Source organism: Limnobacter humi (assembly GCF_024518835.1).
GTDB classification, from domain to species: Bacteria; Pseudomonadota; Gammaproteobacteria; order Burkholderiales; family Burkholderiaceae_B; genus Limnobacter; species Limnobacter humi.
Map to the genome: position 1 here is coordinate 968,608 of NZ_JANIGO010000001.1, position 18,585 is coordinate 987,192.

At 52.9% G+C, this 18,585-nt stretch carries 15 protein-coding genes and 1 tRNA gene; 7 read left to right on the forward strand and 9 right to left on the reverse strand.

The genetic code is table 11. From position 1 onward, the window contains the following. Positions 1-83: 83 nt before the first annotated feature. The 3 genes from NQT62_RS04585 to NQT62_RS04595 form a co-directional block, all read right to left on the reverse strand. Entirely contained in the window at positions 84-1,025 is a 942-nt protein-coding gene (locus NQT62_RS04585; protein ID WP_256763424.1) for a hypothetical protein, read from the reverse strand. After that, positions 1,026-6,125, reverse strand: a complete 5,100-nt coding sequence (locus tag NQT62_RS04590) for a hypothetical protein (RefSeq protein WP_256763425.1) — start codon at positions 6,123-6,125, stop codon at positions 1,026-1,028. A gap of 445 nt (positions 6,126-6,570) precedes the next feature. Then, positions 6,571-7,377 (reverse strand): DUF3800 domain-containing protein, encoded by an 807-nt coding sequence (locus NQT62_RS04595; protein WP_256763427.1) that lies wholly within the window; start codon positions 7,375-7,377, stop codon positions 6,571-6,573. A gap of 644 nt (positions 7,378-8,021) precedes the next feature. On the opposite strand from NQT62_RS04595, the gene NQT62_RS04600 reads away from it, so the two are divergent. Both NQT62_RS04600 and NQT62_RS04605 read left to right on the forward strand, forming a co-directional pair. Beyond that, positions 8,022-8,552 (forward strand): hypothetical protein, encoded by a 531-nt coding sequence (locus tag NQT62_RS04600; RefSeq protein ID WP_256763428.1) that lies wholly within the window; start codon positions 8,022-8,024, stop codon positions 8,550-8,552. Further along, positions 8,549-9,049, forward strand: a complete 501-nt coding sequence (locus NQT62_RS04605) for a hypothetical protein (RefSeq protein ID WP_256763429.1) — start codon at positions 8,549-8,551, stop codon at positions 9,047-9,049. Before NQT62_RS04600 ends, NQT62_RS04605 begins: the two co-directional genes overlap by 4 nt. 160 nt (positions 9,050-9,209) lie before the next feature. On the opposite strand, the gene NQT62_RS04610 is transcribed toward NQT62_RS04605, so the two are convergent. Together NQT62_RS04610 and NQT62_RS04615 are read right to left on the reverse strand one after the other, a co-directional pair. After that, positions 9,210-9,557 (reverse strand): HNH endonuclease domain-containing protein, encoded by a 348-nt coding sequence (locus tag NQT62_RS04610; RefSeq protein WP_370569126.1) that lies wholly within the window; start codon positions 9,555-9,557, stop codon positions 9,210-9,212. Next, positions 9,479-10,816 carry a class I SAM-dependent methyltransferase gene (locus NQT62_RS04615; protein WP_256763431.1) on the reverse strand — a complete coding sequence of 446 codons (1,338 nt, stop codon included), beginning with the start codon at positions 10,814-10,816 and terminating at the stop codon, positions 9,479-9,481. The genes NQT62_RS04610 and NQT62_RS04615 overlap by 79 nt, the downstream gene beginning before the upstream one ends. Before the next feature lie 105 nt (positions 10,817-10,921). Here NQT62_RS04615 and NQT62_RS04620 point away from each other — a divergent pair, with 105 nt between their 5' ends. The 3 genes from NQT62_RS04620 to NQT62_RS04630 all read left to right on the forward strand — a co-directional run bounded on the left by NQT62_RS04620 (position 10,922) and on the right by NQT62_RS04630 (position 12,536). Beyond that, a complete protein-coding gene (locus NQT62_RS04620) occupies positions 10,922-11,437 on the forward strand; it encodes a hypothetical protein (RefSeq protein WP_370569127.1) in 516 nt (171 codons plus the stop codon). A gap of 54 nt (positions 11,438-11,491) precedes the next feature. Continuing rightward, complete coding sequence (locus NQT62_RS04625) at positions 11,492-11,959, forward strand: hypothetical protein (RefSeq protein WP_256763433.1); 468 nt, start codon at positions 11,492-11,494, stop codon at positions 11,957-11,959. Between the two features lie 70 nt (positions 11,960-12,029). Next, positions 12,030-12,536, forward strand: coding sequence for an SRPBCC family protein (locus tag NQT62_RS04630; protein ID WP_256763435.1), 507 nt, complete (start codon positions 12,030-12,032; stop codon positions 12,534-12,536). A gap of 31 nt (positions 12,537-12,567) precedes the next feature. Here the strand turns inward: NQT62_RS04630 and NQT62_RS04635 are convergent, their stop codons facing one another. Next, positions 12,568-13,734, reverse strand: coding sequence for an alkane 1-monooxygenase (locus NQT62_RS04635; RefSeq protein ID WP_256763436.1), 1,167 nt, complete (start codon positions 13,732-13,734; stop codon positions 12,568-12,570). Positions 13,735-13,843: 109 nt separating this feature from the next. Here NQT62_RS04635 and NQT62_RS04640 point away from each other — a divergent pair, with 109 nt between their 5' ends. Further along, positions 13,844-14,872 (forward strand): helix-turn-helix domain-containing protein, encoded by a 1,029-nt coding sequence (locus tag NQT62_RS04640; RefSeq protein WP_256763437.1) that lies wholly within the window; start codon positions 13,844-13,846, stop codon positions 14,870-14,872. Here NQT62_RS04640 and fic read toward each other — a convergent pair. The 3 genes from fic to NQT62_RS04655 form a co-directional block, all read right to left on the reverse strand. Beyond that, positions 14,814-15,968: a protein adenylyltransferase Fic gene (fic, locus tag NQT62_RS04645; RefSeq protein WP_256763439.1), complete on the reverse strand. Its 1,155-nt coding sequence runs from the start codon at positions 15,966-15,968 to the stop codon at positions 14,814-14,816. The two genes, NQT62_RS04640 and fic, sit on opposite strands and share 59 nt — an antisense overlap. Before the next feature lie 151 nt (positions 15,969-16,119). Next, positions 16,120-16,196 (reverse strand) — tRNA-Pro (locus NQT62_RS04650). Between the two features lie 14 nt (positions 16,197-16,210). Then, positions 16,211-17,194: a LysR family transcriptional regulator gene (locus tag NQT62_RS04655; RefSeq protein ID WP_256763440.1), complete on the reverse strand. Its 984-nt coding sequence runs from the start codon at positions 17,192-17,194 to the stop codon at positions 16,211-16,213. Positions 17,195-17,290: 96 nt separating this feature from the next. On the opposite strand from NQT62_RS04655, the gene NQT62_RS04660 reads away from it, so the two are divergent. Further along, positions 17,291-18,517: an MFS transporter gene (locus tag NQT62_RS04660; protein WP_256763441.1), complete on the forward strand. Its 1,227-nt coding sequence runs from the start codon at positions 17,291-17,293 to the stop codon at positions 18,515-18,517. Positions 18,518-18,585 lie beyond the last annotated feature (68 nt).

Genomic DNA, 18,585 nt, shown 5'->3' on the forward strand with positions numbered 1-18,585 from the left:
ACACCCGCTGAGCAGTACCAATTAGCGGCCTAAGTTGTGCAGAAATCGCTTGGTCTTTACGGCCTCGTATCTGTTCCAATTCATCACTCAGAGGAACCGGGGAGGAGTCGATCATATTCTTCGTCCAATCTCAGACACACATGTTTACGGCCATCTAAAACCTGATACCGAAACTCAATTTCCATATTGAATTTCTTTTCCCAAGGCATATATTTGCTTTGATGTTTAACACTCGAAAAATCATCGGTGTTGATGAAAAAACTCTCTTCATTCGGCTTCTGTGGGAATTTTGACTTGCCCGTAGAGCCATTGTTGTCCTCCCTCTCCTCTTCATAACCTTCAGTGTCGGTATCTGCAGCTGATGTGTGGCGCGCAGGTTGAAATTCTTCCCCATTTGGGTTTGCTTGCACATCCTTACTGATCACTTTGATAGTTTTCTGGATTCCGTCATAACTTGTTACTCGTCCCTTAAAAGTATGAATTCGGGTGGTATCCCAGGACGCACTGAGTTGTTCAGCGGGGTGTATGGTGAGCTCTGCGTTTTCTGCCAACCCTGAGAAGTCTCTGAGTTTGATGCAGTCGTGTTCGGATAGATAGCCAAGAATGAAATTATGCACGAGCTCAATGAGCTGCTTTTTGTCTGAAGCTTCAATTTCAGCGCCCGGGCTTCTTCCCCTGAGCAAAGCGATGTTAAGCCTCGGCTCGAATATAACGCCTTGTAGGCTAGAAACGATATCAAGGATGTGAGCATTGATCCATTCCAGGAGCTCAGATATCGCTGATTCATTCCCATTTGCTGAGGAGATGTCAAAGCCAAGAAGCCAATGCTGCTTATCGCTATCTGAGTCCCCAACCAGGTTGCCGATGCTATAAACACCATCAGTTTGTTTGATCAAAATTGCTGCGATGCTATGAAGAAGTCGAGCCTTCGCGGTTTTGAATAGCCTGAGACTTTCCGCCGCCATCGCCTCTGTCAGGGACTGAGGGTTTTTAACCTTGAGTTTGTGAACGACGTAAAAGGTCATTTAGTAGGCTCCAGCCAACAAGTGCACGATCAATCCGATCCAGAACAATTCAGTGTTTGAATAGGGGGCATCTTTTTTCTGGCGTATAACACCAACAACCCAGATGGTCTCCATTTCGATATTGAATTTGGCTGTTTGTCGCAAAGGCCCACCCGACGGGATCAATCGCCTATTGAGTTTGAGATCGCCTAACAAGTTACACACATCACACTCTTTGGCTGTTGAGTTTGACCAAAAAAATAGGTCTTTGGGATCAAGTTCTAGGAATCGTAGGAGCGCAACGATATGAACGAGATAAAGCAGATCCTTTTCCTTCATGGATTCACGAATGACAAAATTTGCGTCCTGCGTAAAATTTCCAAGTGGATCGAAGCTCGAATGAAGCCGCAGTGGAATTCTTTGGAGAGTCGCAATTCTTGCATTGCTTGACGCAGACCCTTGAATTTGGCGAATCAAATTCTCGACGTCAGCTTGGTCCGGTAGATGTTTGGCCAGACGCTCATAAAAAGATCGGCTCAAAAAAATATGTGCTGTTTTATCGTGGGCAAAGCACGCGGGTTGAAGGCTGGGCGGAAAGGATTTAAAGACAGTTCCAAGGCCCGACAGCCGGCGCGACAGACTCCGTTTTGAACTCGAATTGTAGTCAGACAAGTCATTGGGCCTCCCAAGATAATCAAGCGACTGGAGGATGTAGTCTTTGGCGATAAAGGACCGAGTTTTTAAGGACTCTGTCGGGTGTGGTTTTTGGGTTTCTAGCCTGTACCTTGAAGCCAAGGTGTGGGGGATCCAGGCATGTTGAGCCGCAGCGGGGCTATCTTTGCCATCAACCGTTCGATTTCGATAGAGCGAATCAATGGCGCCAAATCCACCATGCGAATAGGTCTCAAGCAGTGTGATGGTGCCGGCATGACCTAAAACGCGGCCTGCAACAAACAGTGTTTTCCTAGTTATACCTTGCGGGGTTGTACTCGCTAGAGCACCCCCATTCATCTGGCCCTCGCTGGGGTCGTTGATCGCGGTCTGGAATAAAGCATTCGTCAACGCATCTGCAAAGTTGTGCCGCAGTGTATGGATACTTCCCCTGGATGCAATGTTTTTAATGATGCAGTTGAGATCTAACGCCACTTGGCGTGTTGTGGATTGAAATAAATTGCCGAGGTAACTTGAACGCGATTTGATCGATCGAAATTTAGTCCTCTGCAAAATTTCCTTTTCGTCCCGCGTAATCTCATTTTGAGAGAACACGTAGCGATTAGAGGCCGGAAACTTTGGCCGGAAAATACTATCGCCAACCACCCTGACCAAGGGCGTCGTGTCTAGGAGGTGTAGGGAACTGGGTTTTGTGAAAAATGATTCATTTTTTCTTAGGCCAAAGCGGCGAAGTAGAATGAAAATTGCTTGAAGATCATCGGATTTATTGTTTCGGAGATAATCAAAAATAAGATCCATTTCTTGGTGGGAAAAAAGATCTGTCGAAGGGCTATAGATGGAGTCCAAGCTATCGAATTTGACGGCCATAGACGGTTTCAGTGTGGCTAGGTTTGAGAAAAAGTCTCTAATTTGCCTTAGGTCGTCTTGTGCAGATTGGAGTATCTGTTGCCGATCAATCAGGTAGCCATTGATGGTGTCAATGACCTCTTCTAGTTCTTCGGAGTCGATCTCGCGCTGCAGGTCAGTCTCTTTAAAAAGATTGGCGATCCTTCCGTAGTAATTTAATTTGGTGCTCTTGGCTAGACCGCCACGCCTCGAGGGTTTTCTAGTTTCGATATCGTTGGCGTAGGCCAATAGCGCTGATTTGCTCAGCGAGGCTTCAATTTTGATCTCAGCGCTTAGATCCGATATCGATCGGCCTGCATGTTCCATGATCGCTTGAACATGGTTGAAGACAGACTTAATTGGTGGTGTTTGAGTTGAGGATTCCAAGGAGTTTTTTGAGGTGCTTTTTTCCTTAATAGAATCCGTGACGGTGGTTTCGCTGTTGGTTTGATTGCTGGTCTGTTGAGCATCCTCTGATGCAGGAGCATCGTCTGCTGTAGGAGTCTCGTCTTCAGCTGCAGGCACATCGACTTTGGCCAGTTCTGTTGAGAATGGTACGGAAGAGACCGGCTGTGACTGATGTTCAGCAGCCGATATGTAACTGGAGTCAGGGTCAATGATTCGTTGAAAGCTTTTAAAATTTGGGCTGCGATGCTTTGTTTCGCCCGAGGCAATTGCTGCCAGGCAGCCAGGCGACTCATAGAGTTGAAAGGATCCCTCAATCTCAGCGAAATAATAAAGAAGGTCCTGTTTAGAATTTAGCAATGACTCGCTGATGCCAAGGCTACGGATCGTTGCTTGTAGATCACGTCCCAGCGTTTCGAGATTGTTGCTTTTTTGGCTTAACGATAATTGATTTGCCAGCCTTTCGTGGTAGTGAATGGATAACCAATGAAGTTGGTGTCGTCTCACCAAGTCAGCAGTGTCGGGTGCTGTGTCCGTGAAACGGATATCGATGAATACGCTATTGCCGACGCTTCCGATCAGGTAATTCCCTCTGAGAACTTCGTCTATTGCGATTTTGCAGGTAACCCCATTTAATTTGATTAAAGAAAGTGCGAATAAAAATTCAAGATTGATCTTTCTTTTTGCTTGCAAATTGGATTGTAATAGCCCCATGACACCTAGGTGAGATGCTCGGTATCTGGAATATTTTTGACAGAAATCAATGGGTATTCTTTCTGAAATCCTTCGGCCAGATCGGGAGAACAATCTCAGATCCAAATCTGGCGCCATCTTTCGAAGAAAGGACGTCAACTTCTCAAAATAAATATGGAAATATTTTGTGTTGCTGAGTTCTAATTGGGCATCCCGGGCCACTTTAGCGACTTGCGCTGGTGTGATTTCCTGCGAAGACAGGTGGTTGGATATCGATTGGGCATCCGAGTGCGCTCTTGCTCTGAGCGATTTCTCAAGTTCGTTGTACTCTGCCCTTCGCAACTTCAAGCCGAAGTGTTTAGGGACTGATTGCTTTAACACGTCATTGTCTTTGCTAACGAAGTCAATATGAATTGAATCGCTAAGATTCAAAAACTTCAGGATCTCCTCTGCAAACTGTCGAATTTGTTGATGGTCCTTCTTCATCACCCGAAGGCTTGATGGGCCATACACTGGGATCTTGTCGTTCTCGTGGCCCAGTAATCCCTCCACAATATCGCGATCGGTGATCTTGCTGTGATTGCTTACAAAGTGGCGCAAAAAATTGGCTTGCAACGATTCAAAACTCTTAAGCAGGGTGACATCCGGTGGGATCCCTTCGATTCCATTTGTGGTCAAAAAGAAGAAAAACGGAATTCGTTGATCACTTGAGTGGCTTGGGCGGATCAGCAGTGCCTTGATGTAAGTCGAGAGTTCGGGTGTGGTGCCCTTAATTTTAGCGGCCAGGATTTCAAGTGCATTGCGATAGTGAATTTTAATTTCATCGGCAAGTGTTTTGCAAAGTGGTGCCACCCGCCTTGGTTCCCGCATAAAAATATCTTTGTCATTCACGATCATGAGATCGAAATCGTCAGTAAATAAATTCAGATCGCAGAATGCATCTCGTACTGGTCGACCTCCAGTCGTCAGATAAATTTTGAACATCAGTTGAGTGACATAAGCATTCCATGATTCACACAGCGACTTACTGTTGATCGTTTCTTGAAGATGCTGGGCTATCGCTTCTACATCTAGTTTGAATTTTTCTAGATCAAATGCGTAGGGAGAGCCAGCCAGGTTTATGCCGTCTTTGACCACAGAGTAATAAGCGCACTTTGAGTGTAGTTCTGAGCGAGCATTCTTCTGTAGCAGCATTGCCGCGGGTTCTGAATCGCCCCGTTCTAGAAGCATCAATCGGCGGCTGCTTTGGAGCCAAGCTTGCGACTCAAATCCGAAGTGTTCTTTGACAAGATCAACGACTTTTGAATCGAATTGTTTTTCAATCGCTAGATCGAGAAGACGCACATGATTGTGGGCGTCCCAATGGGTTTTCAGATAATCGGAGAGCCTGGACGGTAGTAAGCGTCGTTCTACGATCTCATGCTTTAGCAGAGACTGATGTTTGAACGTTGTTTTCCCGACATGTTGAAGTGTTGGGCGCCTCCTCCAGATTGCAGACAAGTCTCCCGTAAGTCCAAACTCTGGTTCCACAAGATGATGAACTTTGACGCTCAAGGCGCCCCTAAGGTCCGCGCCGATTTGAAATCCAATCCAAATTAGGAAATCGGCCAATTGATCATGGGTGATCGGATTGGTGTTCCCAGCCTCCAAGATCTCGTAAGCATCCTTGGGCTTAACCTTGCGAGGTAAATGGGGGTTGGTTGGGAAATAGGTCGAATGATTTAAATCCAGTAACACTTGGCCGATTGAATCTTGGGTTAATTCAGGGGCGATGTGCTGTTGGGGTGTCGCATTATTTTGCGAAGTGCCTTGTTCCGTTTTGACGGCGTCCGGATCTCTGTTGGAGTAGTTCTTTAATTGGCGGACTGCCTTGCTGTCGCTTTCAGTTATTTCATACTTAGTGGTTTCCTTTGGTCGAGCGTCTGAAGGGGTGTCTGGTCCAAAGAAAAGGGCTGGTTTGGCAGAGGATGAAAAAAATTTTAGAAAAATTTGCTGAATTTTTTTAGCATAGTTCGTTTGGTTGTCGCTTGGGACAATCGCTGTCGCACTTGATACACGAAGCTCGACTTCCAGTTTGTCTTTGAACAGCCTGTGGTTTGAAAATGGCTGATTGAGGTTCCTAAGCAGATGGGCTAGAAAATCTCGATTTAGGTTTTGGTTGACGGGTGCGAAGGTTTGACGAAGCTCGGAGAGAAATTTAAGGTGGGATTCCCGAAAGATCACACGGCCATTGCTTGAGCTATAGGACTCATACAGTTCTTTTAAAATCACCAGGACGGTTTGCGTGTAACCGAAATTTGGTTTCTGCTGCCAGCTTTGAAAAAGCAGCTCAACGATCGGATACTGACCTCGCGATATTTGCTGAGCCCTAAAGATCGGCCGTTTGGTATTTAGAGTTAAACGCTGCTCATCGCAAAGGCGGTATGCGTTGCATTGCCTGATCAGATGTACCAGTTGGTAAAGCATGCTGTAAAAGTCATCTGTATCCGACCAGATCTTTAGCGTTTGCTGATAGTTCGATGTGCACAGCCATCCTAGACAGTAGTGGAGAAACCCTCCCCCAGCGAAAGGAACCGTAACCTCAGATTCGACTTTGTGATTACGAAGGCCTTCGTGTAAGCGCAAATCTTCCCCGATTGCCCAACTCCGTCTCAAATTAGTGACAAAGTGATCCGACAGGCCTGTTTTTTCTGTTTCTGATGCAAGTGCATCCTCAAACTGGCCACAGTCCACGATTAGGTTGGGATTCCATGTCGGTATAGGGTTCACTAGGAGCGGTCCCTCCCGGGCGATATCGCCGCCGACGGCTTTGCCATCCCGTCAATAGGACTTGATCTGAGAGTTGTACATCGCTTACACTTCGGATAAGTGGATTGGGGGTTCCCGGTCGGCGTTATAGCCTCGGTGGGTTTCATCGGGGCTTTTCGCTTTTCTCAAGGGGATAAACCTTCAATCCCCAGTTTTCGTATCCGCGACCGACATTTTGCCGGCCCCCAGAGCAATAAAACTTCTCTTTCAACACGTCAAAAGCACTGTTTGGTTGACCGGGGCGCAGAATACTTAGGCCAATCGGTCTTGCAACCAGGTCAGCAAGTTGCAGCCCCGGCGAATCCACCTTTTTATCCGCGAAAACAATCTCAAAAGGAAGGTTGATTCCGGCGCGATTTGCCCCATTGGTCATTCGGCGGAACTCGAGTTCTAGCTCGTTATCCTCTTTTTTGCCCCGGCATTCAAAAACGACATGGGTAATGAGGTTTTGCTGGTTTTTCTCTTGCAAGAACTCATGCAACGTCTCCAAACAAAAGCCAAGAGCTAGGTGATAAGGATTCTTATTTTGATCAGAAGTGCCGCTTAGTTTGGATTTATCGATGACACAAGACACCAAAATAAAGTTGTGGACCCGGATCAGTTGGCTTAGCTCGTCAAGAAACTGAGTTTTTTGATGCTTACCTTTAAAGGTGAACGCACCTTTCTCTTTCCGGATTTCGTGTTCATGTAGCACGACCAAGTCATGACCGAAGTGCCGAAATTTAAATTGGTGCAGTGCGGAAACAACTTGGTTGGCGTAGTGTCTTTTGTGAAATATGCAGAAAGCAAGGACGAAAACCGGGTAGTTTGGATCCAGGTTTTGCATCCCGTGGTCACCGCTCTCATCAACATAGACGATGTAGTCGCTAAAAGCGCTGTTTGCTGTTTGGTTCAATTCGGTGCCCATCATGATCTCGCAGTGACCTTTTAAAGCTCTGTGACGAATTCAATCCAATCGTCAGCAGATACGCGAAAAGTGGGCTAATGCTCCCAGAAACCTCGAAAATAGCGAAATGATGCCGAGACGTTAACTGGTGTTATCTCACAGTTAGTGTGCGAAAGCAACACTATAGAGGTGAGGCGCTGCCCCTGAGAAGACAGTTTGACGTCGTTTCAGGCGGATATAGGGCTTTTGAGATGAATACTTCTAGCTTGGCCTCCGAAGTTCGATCCCCGCCGGCCGCGCCAACTGTTTTGAACTGGAAAGCCCCGCTGGTCGGGGCTTTTTTGTTTTTAGGGTTGGGAATTGCCAACCTGTCGAATATCTGCTGTGACAGCTCTGTGACAAATATTTGTCACAGGCCCTAGCCTGAGTATTGGTTGGCAGCTGCCTTATTGCAGGATGACGGCTTCTCGGCCGAAGGGGACATTCCACTATGATCTGCTGAAAACCTGCTTTTGGGGTAAAAAACAAGCCACGTTCTAAGCTTAAAGCACAGCGGACTAGAGGGGGGAAGAAGCGATCAACATGCATTTAAAAGTCATATTCACCCTTGACCACAAGAAAAATGGGTATTTCTCACCTCCCACCTATTTTTGTTAGGCTCCCCCTTCTTGAAAAACCCTGTGAGAAGAGCTTTGGCAACTATTCAGTTTCTAAACGCAGAAAAAAGCCTGCAGTTTGTCTCAGCGTACTCAAGGTCGGTGCTTACAGACATTATGCGAACGGCAGGTGTGCCATCGATTCTGATCACTAGTACTGCGCGTACCCCTGCGGATCAAGCTCGCATCATGTATGAAAATATTGAACGCTATGGGGCTGAGCACCAAAAATTGCTCTACAGCAATTATGGTGACCAAGTGATTGACGAGTACTTAAAGTACAAATCGAAAAAACATCATAAGCAGTTCATCATTTCAATGATGCAGGCGAAGATTATTGCGCTTGATCCATCAAAGATTTCAAATCATGTTGCTGATCCAATGAAGTTAAATGTGATCGACATTGCGCCCTCTAGCATCGACCCAGGCTTACGCGACCTGTTTGTCGCGGCAGTACAGGGTGAAAAACGAGTAGCGAAATACATTGTCCCACCCAAAGACCCTGCCTATCACCTGGAAATTCCACAACTCGAGAAATCATGATTAAGAAAACAGCTTTGTATTTTCTCTTTTGGTGTCTTTCAATTTCCCTAGCGCCTGCTTGGGCAGGTTCCGGAAGCGACTGCATCTATGAACAAAGTGGGGTTGATGTACAGCAATTTAAAAAATCGAGGCATGTGATTGGCTTTGAGAAGTTGGAGACAAACACTGGTTACATGGGTGCCCTGAAAGGCATTGGTGGTTTTCATTTGCAACTTTTCAGCTGCGCGCACTACGGTGCAACGCTGACTGTTCTCCTCGGCCCCCACCCCATGGCCGAGACAGTGACTAAAACCTTTGATGCTTTGCCAGCTTTGTTATTCCCTGCAGTGGATGTGGCAAGGGTCAAGGCAGCGTTAAAGCAATTACCGTTAAATGCTTTGTACACACCGCAGCACCTCGAACCTTTGGCTGCTAAAGTCGGCATGACTGATATAAGCGTTCAAATAATTAATGCAGGAGGTATGGGTGTGTTGGTGTTTGGATTTTATGGGGGGTGAGGCCTGTTGGGCCTGATCATTTGCCCCTCTGAGGGCCGTCGAAGCCCAACCGGTGCGGCAAAAACCCTGCTTAAAGTTGCTGTTATGCACCCAGAGGTGCTGCGAGAAATCGGTGCGTAAGAAACAGAACGTACCCCGGTTTGTGTCAAAACGCCCGTGGCTAATTGACTGCACGGCGGCTAATGGGTCCCGCCCATCGGGCAACCCCTCTCTGCATGGCAGTGGTCTCTATCGATTGTTTGAAGATTCGGAATAGGTCTGTCTGCCAGTCGTTGGCTGATAGCGAAACTGTTGAGCCCAAGAAAGCACTCGCCTGCAAATCAAACACCGCCGGTAACGCATCGCGCAAAATGCTCCAGTCTTCGAAGATGGCTGTTCGCCGTTCCTCCAGCAGTTCAATGGTGGGCAGTTTGTCTGACTTGTTCAAATTCACCTTGGGGTCTGCTTGAAGCAGGTTCCACAGGTCGTTGCTGCCCCACAGTGAAAAAGGAATGGCGTGATCCACCACAAAATTTCCGGACAGCCGTTTGCCAGTCCAAGTACACCGTTTTTGGCACCAAATTTTGCAGACAGGTTTGCCCAGCGCAAAACCACCGCTTCTGAAATCCAGTGGCCCATCAGCACCAATTCCCGCCAGATGGCGGCAGGCACCAGCACATGTTTGCTGCTTGGGTCGTATCCAAAAATGGGCCCACTGTCCAACGCGCCACCGGCGTACGTTACAGGGCCAGCCACAATTGTGTCCGCAATGTCCTTCAGGGCTTTTCGTTGTTTTAGTATGGTCTGCGGTCGCATCGTATTCGCTTGGTTTTCCAAGTACCAGGCCGTGAATCCGCCATGGGTACCTTGGTCCCTGTACTCGTCAATCAACCCCAACAATGCGGCCCGAAACTTCATGCACTTGCCACCGCTGCCTTCAGCGTTGGATTGTGGGATGAACTTGGGTGAGGCAACAATCGGCCAGTAGTAACGCAGCCACCGGTTGGCCAGTAATGCAAGCGGCACACCCACATGCCTGTTGGGGTGCCACACGGCGCTTCGTTCGTTGACCTGCGCGATGTCGGCCAAAGCACGAAACAAGGCCAGTTTGTAGGTGGCCTCTTTTCGATCGCGATTCAGCACCGCTTCAATTTGGTCCAGTGGGCGAACACCCGTTTGCGCTCTGTACTCATAAAGTTGCGTGAACCAAGAGTTGCCCGTTCTTTGAAGGGTGTCGTCTGTGTCCCACCGGGAAATCAGCACAAACCCAAGGCGGGTGAACAGCGTTTCGATCTGGTCGGGTGTGTAGGGGTAAAACAGGCGGCTATGCGGGTCTCGGTGTGTGTGGTCGGTATCGCCACGCGCCAGTGGAAGCGACAACAACAGCCGCCCGTTGACCTTTAATGAATTCCGGATTTGTAGCGCTGAATCGAACAACAAATGGGGTGCGATGTGCATGAGCACTGCGCTGCACAGCACGCCATCAAATGTGGCTTTGCCCAGATGGAGCTCAGGCAATGCGCCTTCCCGCAGTTTGCCAACAAGTTCAGGGTGAAAGTGTGTGGCTGCATCCCGCAGGGTTTTTGAAGGTTCAACGCCAAGCACGTCCAACCCACTGGCGTGTAAAGCGGCCAAGTCTCGGCCCGAGCCCGTGCCGATTTCCAAAACCGTTGAACCTGGTAGAAAGGCTTGCGAAAAGTATTGAGAGACCGGGCTGCCGACTGCTTCATATCGCTTGGCGATGTCCGCACCATGGTCGTCGTAGTATTGAATGGTGTTGCTGTCCATGCCGGCTTTTGTTCTCAATATTGGGTCAGCATACCAGAGCGAACGTCCTCGAACTTCCTGTATTGAAAGCGCACTAAACTGTTCTGAATCACCTTTCAAATCGCCATGCGCCCACGCTTGCCTCTATTTGCCGTCTGTTTGCTTGTCTGCCTGTCGGCCCTGCAACCGGTTTTTGCCGCGCAGTGCACGCTAACCCCCGTGGCAATTCAGCCTGTGGGTGCCGAGCCTGCAGAGCAATATGTGGGTTCGGCCCAAGGTGTTGAATTTCGTTTTCACAACGACAAGCGGGAATTGCCGGTCTCGGTGTTTCCCGAGCCCCCCTTGGAGGTTGTCCATTCGTCTACTCGCCAGGCTTGTGAAATCAAGCAAGGGGGTGTTTGGGTTCGCGAGCATGTGTATGTCAATCGGGATGCCTCAGTGCTCGTCACGCACGAATACAGCGGCTCGAACGACGCATTGAATTTCTACAACACACAAACCTGTCAGCGCGTGGCTTCACTGGATGTATCCGGTGCCCGCTGGGCGATTCAGCCCGGCGCAATCGTGGTCCGTCGTCTCACTGGAAACTGGGCGGTTCGGCACCTCAAGCTGAACAGCGCTTGTTTGCCTTCCGGCCGCTGATTACTTTTTCTTGCATTAGCGCCATCGTTATGTCCTTTCATTTGGAGACCATCCATGCCGAGCCTCGACGGCTGCATCATTGAGCAGTGCAATGCAGTTTGGGATGAAGAATTTCTCAGTGGTGTAAAAAACCGCAACAACTGCTCGGGCTTTGTTAAAGCAGTTGCAAAACGCTTGGGTATTCCACTGCCCGATACGGCCACTGCGGATGGCATTGCGGCTGCTGTGGAAAGCAACTGGACCAAAGTGGAGTCAGGTGCCGAAGCAGCACGGTTGGCCTACGCCGGCCAGTTTGTGCTGGCTGTGTTGAAAGCAAAAGACCACCAACCAAAGCGCAGCAACGGGCATGTGGCCATTGTGGTGTATGGAGATTTATACCGACACCGTTACCCCAAGGTATGGGGTGGAAGCATTGGCGCAGCACAAAGCCGTGGCGACAAGTCGGTGGGCGAGGTTTGGAACAATGTGGACCGCGACCAGGTGGGCTATTTCGCCTATGGGCTCAATGTGTGTAAGCGTTGAGGGTTAAGGGCACCACATCCAACCCCAACCCGTTGCAGTATCAAGGTGACCATTCACCACCCACTGCACCATGAAACTCCCTTTGCCTTGGTTTCCCCTTCAGCCTGTTGCTGATGAGTCGTTTTTCGACACCGCGCCCATTCGCTTCACCTACGTGATGAACCTGGCCGCTTCGGCCGATGATGTGTGGGCGGGCTTGGTGGCAGACCGCCCATTAACCTGGTGCAAAGCGCTCACGGTGCAATACACCTCACCACGCCCCTTTGGTGTTGGCACGCGCCGCGAGGTGGGTGCGCAGTTCAACCTGGTGCGCCTTAAGGAACGCTTTTTTATTTGGGACGACGCAGCCCGCCGCCACGCGTTTTATGTGGAGCAGGCCAATGTGCCCTTGCTGTCGCAGTTTGCGGAAGACTACCAGGTAACGCCCACCGAGCAGGGCTGCCAGTTTGTGTGGCGCTTTGCCATGGCGGGCCGCCCGGGGTTGGCCACGGCGCTGCAACTTACGCAGGCCTTGCCCAAGCGCCTGGTGTTTGATGGCTTGGTGCGCGACACCGAGCGCCATTTCAAAACAGCCTGAGTCCCTCACCTAAGCCCTCCAGCTAAGCCCTTCAACCCAAGCCGTATTCCTTCACCAGCGCGGCTTTTTTGCCGGGCAGGAAGTTGATGCGGCTGGCATCGTGCCCCACCGCGTCAATCAACCGGGGGTTCATCACGCGGAACCACAGCGGTGGAATGTAGGCCACCAGGAACATGGCGAAGTAACCCGACGGCAGGCTGGGCAGTTCCGGAAAATCCCGCAGGCTTTGAAAACCCCGCGCCGGGTTGGCATGGTGGTCGGAATGGCGTTGCAGTTGCAGCACCACCAGGTTGCTCACCAGGTGGTTGCTGTTCCAGGAGTGGTGCGGCTGGCAGCGTTCATATTGGCCGTTGGCCAGTTGTTTGCGCAGCAGGCCGTAGTGTTCAATGTAGTTGGCCGAGGTGAGCTGGAATGCACCCCACAGGCTGACCACCAGCAAGGCCGTTACCGCGGGCCAGCCAAAGGCAAACACCAAGCTGCCGTGCAACAGGGCGGTCATCGCCAGCCCTTGCAATATTTCATTGCGGGCATTCCAGCGGCTGTGCCCTTTGCGCTCCAGCCGTTCGGCTTCCAGTGCCCAGGCCCGTTTGAAGGCGCCGGGCAGCTCGCGCAGCATGAAGCGGTAAATGCTTTCGCCCATTTTTGAGCTGGCTGGGTCTTCGGGCGTGGCCACGTCGCGGTGGTGGCCGCGGTTGTGTTCAATCGAAAAGTGCCCGTAGGCCCCCAGCGATTGCGTCCACAACGCCAGCCATTGGTCGAGTTTGCGTTTTTTGTGGCCCAGTTCGTGGCTCACATTCAGGCCAAAGCCCAGCATGCTGCCCGTGGTAATGGCCACGGCCCACCAGTACACCGGGGCCAGGGGCTCGGTCGCCAAAAAGGCAATGTTGAACACAAAGCAGCCGGTGAGGATGGGCACCAGCGCGTAGGTCACCCAGCGGTAATAGGCGTCGTCTTCCAGCCGGGGCACGGCGGCCTCGGGCGGGTTGTGGCGGTCTTCACCAAACAGGCGGTCCAGAATGGGCAGGCCCACATAAAACAGTGCCAGAAATATCCACAGCCAGGTGGTGTTGCCGGTTTGCAGGTAGAGCACCGGGCCCAGTGGGGCAGCCACCGGCGCAACAACAGCCAGCAGCCACAGGGGCTTTTTGCTGTCGCGGTACTGGCTGGGCAGGGGCAGGGCGGTGTTGGGCGTGCTCATGGGGCAGGTCTCCAGGTTGTTTTTAGCAGATTAGGCCGATGGGCTTGACAGCAACACCGCCTTCTGTGGCATAAATTCGTCATTCAGTGACAAAACGGGGGCGTGCGGTATGCAAACGGTGGATTGGGCCCTGCGGCCTGCCTTGCACCCGGTTTATGCGCGGCTGCTGTGTGCCGAGCTGTTGCGTCGGGGCCTGGCCCGTGAGGCCATCACCACCGGTTTGTCGGTGGACTGGGAGGCCCTCCACACCCAAAACGGGTTTATCAGTGCGCAAACCATGCAAGCCTTGGCTGTGCGGGGCATGGCGCTGACGGACTGCCCTTGGCTGGGGTTGGAGGTGGGCTTTCGCACCCAGGCGGCTGCCCATGGTGTGCTGGGGGCCGCCATGATGGCCAGCAGCAGCCTGGCCGAGGCGGCTTTGCTGCTGCAGCGCTATGCCCGTTTGCGGCAAAACCTGGCTGTACTCAGCATTGTGCCGGGCGAGCACTATGAACTGCAGTTGGTGCCTTCGGTGCCTTTGGGCCCGGTGAATGAATACCTGCATGGCCAATTGGTGGCCGGGCTGTTGCAGTTGTTTTCCACCATCACCGGGCTGGACTTGCAGACCCACCTCACGGTGCATTGGCCGTTTGAGCAACCCGAGTGGTATGACCAGTACCAGCGGGTGGCGCGGGTGAATGTGTTTGGCGCACCGGCCATGCGCATCAGCCTGCCGGCCGATGTGGCGTTGTCCCCCTCGATTGCGGCCGATGCTCAAGCCCTGCGCGCCCATTTGCAGGAATGCGAACTGGCCTTGCACCGGGCCTGCGCGGGTGAGTCCTTGGCCGACCGGGTGCGGGTGGTGTTGGAAAGTGGAGATGACAGCTTGGGCCTAACCCTGGATGAGGTGGCCAACCGCCTGCACCTCACCCGGCGTACGCTAATCCGCAAATTGGCTGCAGAAGGAACCCGTTTCCAGGCCATTCACGACGAGTTGCGGAAAAATAAGGCCTGTTGGTTACTGATGAATACCAACACGCCGGTGGATGCGGTGGCTGCCCAGGTGGGTTGTGGCGATGCCAGCAATTTCAGCCGCATGTTCAAGCGCTGGGTGGGGGTGGTGCCGTCGCAGTACCGGCTGGTCGGGCATAGAAGCTGAATTCATTGTCATCACGAATCAGCAGTGCCATGAGCTTGGGGTGGATAAAGACTTTCTCCTTGCCCACCTGCATTTCCGTGAGCACGCCAGCCCCTACCAAGTCTTTTAGGTAGCGTGATGCAGCCTGCCGCTGAGCAATGTCTTTTTCGACCAAATTGCCAATGCGGCAATAGGGTTGTTCAAAAATCACATCCACCAGTTCACGGCTGTATATCTTGGGCAGTGTCTCGCGCACATAGGCGGTTGTGTGGTCAGCCAGTAAGCGGATTGCGCTGATCTTGGCCGTTGTCCAGCGTGCTGTTTCTTCAACCGCCGTCAGCATGAACAACACCCACGCCTCCCAGTCCTGCTTGCGCGTTACATCCAGCAGCAGGCGGTAGTAGTCAGCCTTATTGGCGATGATGTAACGGCTAAGGTACAGAATGGGCAGGGTGAGCAAGTCCTGTTCAATCAGGTAAAGGATGTTGAGCACCCGCCCTGTCCGCCCGTTACCATCCATAAAAGGATGGATCGCTTCAAACTGATAATGACCAACCGCCATACGGATCAGTGGATCAATATCTTCGGCGTTGTGAAGAAATCGCTCCCAGTTGGCCAATAAATCGCGCAGTACGATTTCACCTTCTGGTGGGGTATAGATAACCTCACCCGTCTTGTCATTGGCCAGTTTCGTTCCTGGCGTGCGACGAATGTCCATGTCAGCCCCCTTGAGGGTCTGGCAAATTTCAACTGCGGTTGCGGTACACAAGGGACGCGTTGTCAGGGAGCGATAACCCCGGTGTAATGCTGTGCGGTAGCGCAATGCTTCCTTGGTGGCAGAATCAGCGGCGTTGTCACTTTGGGCAAATTGAAACAGACGGTCCGTGGTGGTGACGATGTTCTCTATTTCGGAGCTATCCTTGGCTTCGAGCAGCGGGATGATATTGATCAGCATGCTTTGATTGGGGATCAGCTCGGCTGCTTGTTTCAATGCGGCAACAGCGGCTCGGGCGTTAATACAACGCTTGAGTACGGCCCGCGTTTCCAGCTCGGTAGCCGGCGGCAGCGGCGGCAGGCTGTTATAAGGTTGTTCTGGATGCCAAGCGTAGGCCGACATAACCTTTCCCGTTGTCATGGTGTCAAAACCGGTTTTTTGCGACAGATGGGCAGGATATGTCGCTGGCGACGACAGGTCAAGAAAATATGTCGCAGAAAGCTTGTTTTTGCGACACGACTGGAGTTGGCCATCCCGGCGGCACGGGTTTAACTGGTCGGAATGAGAGGATTCGAACCTCCGACCCCTGCGTCCCGAACGCAGTGCTCTACCAGGCTGAGCCACATTCCGATCTGAAAATTTTATCAGCTTGTTTTGGGTTTGGGTTGACGCTGCACATCGTCCCCAAAAATGCTGCTGGCCCCTGCGCGGATGAGGTCCACAAAGCGCCGCAGGCGTGCCGGGTAAAAATGGGCATAGGGGTACACCAGGCTGACGGGCAGGGGTTCGGCCTGCCAGTCGGGGGCCAGGTGCACCAGTTCGCCGGTGGCCAGGGCGTCGCCCATTACCCAGGCGGAGGCCAGCCCAATGCCCACCCCCTGCAGGGCAGCGCTGCGCATGGCGTACAGGCTGTCGGTGCTGAAGCGGGGTTGTATCGCCAGGCGTTTTTGCTTCTGCGTGGTGGTGTGGGTCAGCACCACTTCATTGCGGTAAAAGGTGCGCAAGGCCAGCCAGGGCAGGTCGGCCAACTCGTTCGCATCCTGCGGAATGGGGCGACCTTCCAGCAGCGCGGGCGAACCCACCACAATGCGGGCCACTTGGGCGAGCGGTATAGACACCAGGCCCGGGTCGGTCACCTCGCCCACCTGGATCGCGCAGTCAATGCCCGCGGCGATGTAGTCCTGAATGGCCCGGTCGTCGTGCAGCAGCCATTCCACGGCCATGCCGGGGTGTTGTCGCAGGTAGGCGGCCAGCGGCTCAATCAGCCTTTCCTGTCCAAAGGCGTGCGGCACAATCACCCGCAGCACGCCCTCGGGCTCCTCCCGTGCGCCTTTCAGTTCCGACTCAAACCGGGCCCAGGTGGTGAGCAGGGTTTTGGCTTGCTCGTAGCAGCGCTCGCCATCTTGTGTCAGGCGCATGGTGTGGGTGGTTCGTTGTATCAGCCTGAGGCCCAACGCGGCTTCCAGCGCTTTCAGCCGCCGGCTGATGGTGGGTTGGGTGGTGCCCAGTTGGCTGGCCGCGGCCGACAGGCTGCCCGCTTCCACAATGCGCAGGAAGGTCAGCATGAGCTCAATGCGCTCGCCGGTGCCGGGTAGCAGGGGGGCTGCAGGTACAAGGGGTTTGGTCATGCGTTAAATGTATAACAAATCTGCCTGATGTGGGTCTACCCATGCGCAGCCAGTAAGGCCATGATGCAGGCTGCTGGAGTTTTCAAGGTGGTACCCATGTCGTCCAATCCCGCTGTTTCCCTGTCAACACCCGCGTCCACCGCTCAACCGGCGGGCTTGTCGCCCTTGCTGGTGTGGATGCTGGCCGCTGGCGCGGCGTTTTCCGTGGCGTGCCTGTATTACAGCCAGCCCATGCTGGGGGTGTTGGCGCAAAACCTGGGCGCCTCTGATCAGGCGGTGGGCTGGGTGCCCACGCTGACGCAGTTGGGCTATGCGGTGGGCATTTTGCTGCTGGCCCCTTTGGGCGACCGGCACGACCGCCGCAACATCATCGCCATCAAGGCGGCGCTGCTGGTGGTGGCGCTGGTGGTGGCCACGGTGTCGCCCTCGCTGGTGCTGCTGTTGCCGGCTTCCTTGCTGATTGGTTTAACCGCCACCATGGCGCAGGACATTGTGCCGTCTGCCGCTGCGCTGGCCCCGGAACAGCAGCGCGGCAAGGTGGTGGGCACGGTGATGACGGGCCTGTTGACGGGCATTTTGTTGTCGCGGGTGTTGAGTGGTTTGGTGGCGGCGCAGTTTGGCTGGCGCGCGGTGTTCGGGATGGCGGCCGTGACCATTGTGCTCATCACCCTGTGCATTCGCCGGGTGCTGCCCCCCATGGCACCGGTGACCCAACTGCCGTACCTGCAACTGCTGGCCTCGTTGAAAGGGCTGTGGAATCAGCATGCGGCCCTGCGGCGCGCCGCCATTGGGCAGGGTTTGCTGGCCACCGGGTTCAGCGCATTTTGGTCAACGTTGGCGGTGTATTTGCATGGCGAGCCGTTTGGCATGGGCAGCGCAGTGGCCGGCAGTTTTGGCTTGGCCGGTGCTGCGGGCGCTTTGGCGGCTCCCTTGGCTGGCCACATGGCCGACCGGCGCGGGCCGCAAGTGGTGACGCGCCTGGGTGCCGGCCTGGCGGTGGTGGCTTTTGCGGGCATGGGCTTGGCAGCCGGTTGGCCGGTGCATTCTCAACTGGTGGTGCTGGCGGTGGGGGCAGTGTTGTTCGACTTGGGTGTGCAGGCCACGCTGATTTCGCACCAAACGTTGATTTACAGCATCGACCCCGGTGCCCGCAGCCGGCTGAATGCCGTGCTGTTTGTGGGCATGTTCACCGGCATGTCGCTGGGTGCGGCGCTGGGCAGTGCCTTGCTGGCCCATGTGGGCTGGGGTGCGGTGATGGGCATGGCCGCCTGCACCTCACTGGCTGCCTTTGGGGTGGTGTGGTTTCACCGGCCGATTCGATAAAAACGGGTTGAGCGAGGTTTACAATATTGTCGCCTTAAGTTTACAATATTGGCAATCTCGGTTTACAA

Coding starts and splice junctions, on each gene's coding strand:
- NQT62_RS04585 (WP_256763424.1), bottom strand. CDS start 1,025: ATGACCTTTTACGTCGTTCACAAACTCAAGGTTAAAAACCCTCAGTCC.
- NQT62_RS04590 (WP_256763425.1), bottom strand. CDS start 6,125: ATGCTTTACCAACTGGTACATCTGATCAGGCAATGCAACGCATACCGC.
- NQT62_RS04595 (WP_256763427.1), bottom strand. CDS start 7,377: ATGATGGGCACCGAATTGAACCAAACAGCAAACAGCGCTTTTAGCGAC.
- NQT62_RS04605 (WP_256763429.1), top strand. CDS start 8,549: ATGATTAAGAAAACAGCTTTGTATTTTCTCTTTTGGTGTCTTTCAATT.
- NQT62_RS04615 (WP_256763431.1), bottom strand. CDS start 10,816: ATGGACAGCAACACCATTCAATACTACGACGACCATGGTGCGGACATC.
- NQT62_RS04620 (WP_370569127.1), top strand. CDS start 10,922: ATGCGCCCACGCTTGCCTCTATTTGCCGTCTGTTTGCTTGTCTGCCTG.
- NQT62_RS04625 (WP_256763433.1), top strand. CDS start 11,492: ATGCCGAGCCTCGACGGCTGCATCATTGAGCAGTGCAATGCAGTTTGG.
- NQT62_RS04630 (WP_256763435.1), top strand. CDS start 12,030: ATGAAACTCCCTTTGCCTTGGTTTCCCCTTCAGCCTGTTGCTGATGAG.
- NQT62_RS04635 (WP_256763436.1), bottom strand. CDS start 13,734: ATGAGCACGCCCAACACCGCCCTGCCCCTGCCCAGCCAGTACCGCGAC.
- NQT62_RS04640 (WP_256763437.1), top strand. CDS start 13,844: ATGCAAACGGTGGATTGGGCCCTGCGGCCTGCCTTGCACCCGGTTTAT.
- fic (WP_256763439.1), bottom strand. CDS start 15,968: ATGTCGGCCTACGCTTGGCATCCAGAACAACCTTATAACAGCCTGCCG.
- NQT62_RS04655 (WP_256763440.1), bottom strand. CDS start 17,194: ATGACCAAACCCCTTGTACCTGCAGCCCCCCTGCTACCCGGCACCGGC.
- NQT62_RS04660 (WP_256763441.1), top strand. CDS start 17,291: ATGTCGTCCAATCCCGCTGTTTCCCTGTCAACACCCGCGTCCACCGCT.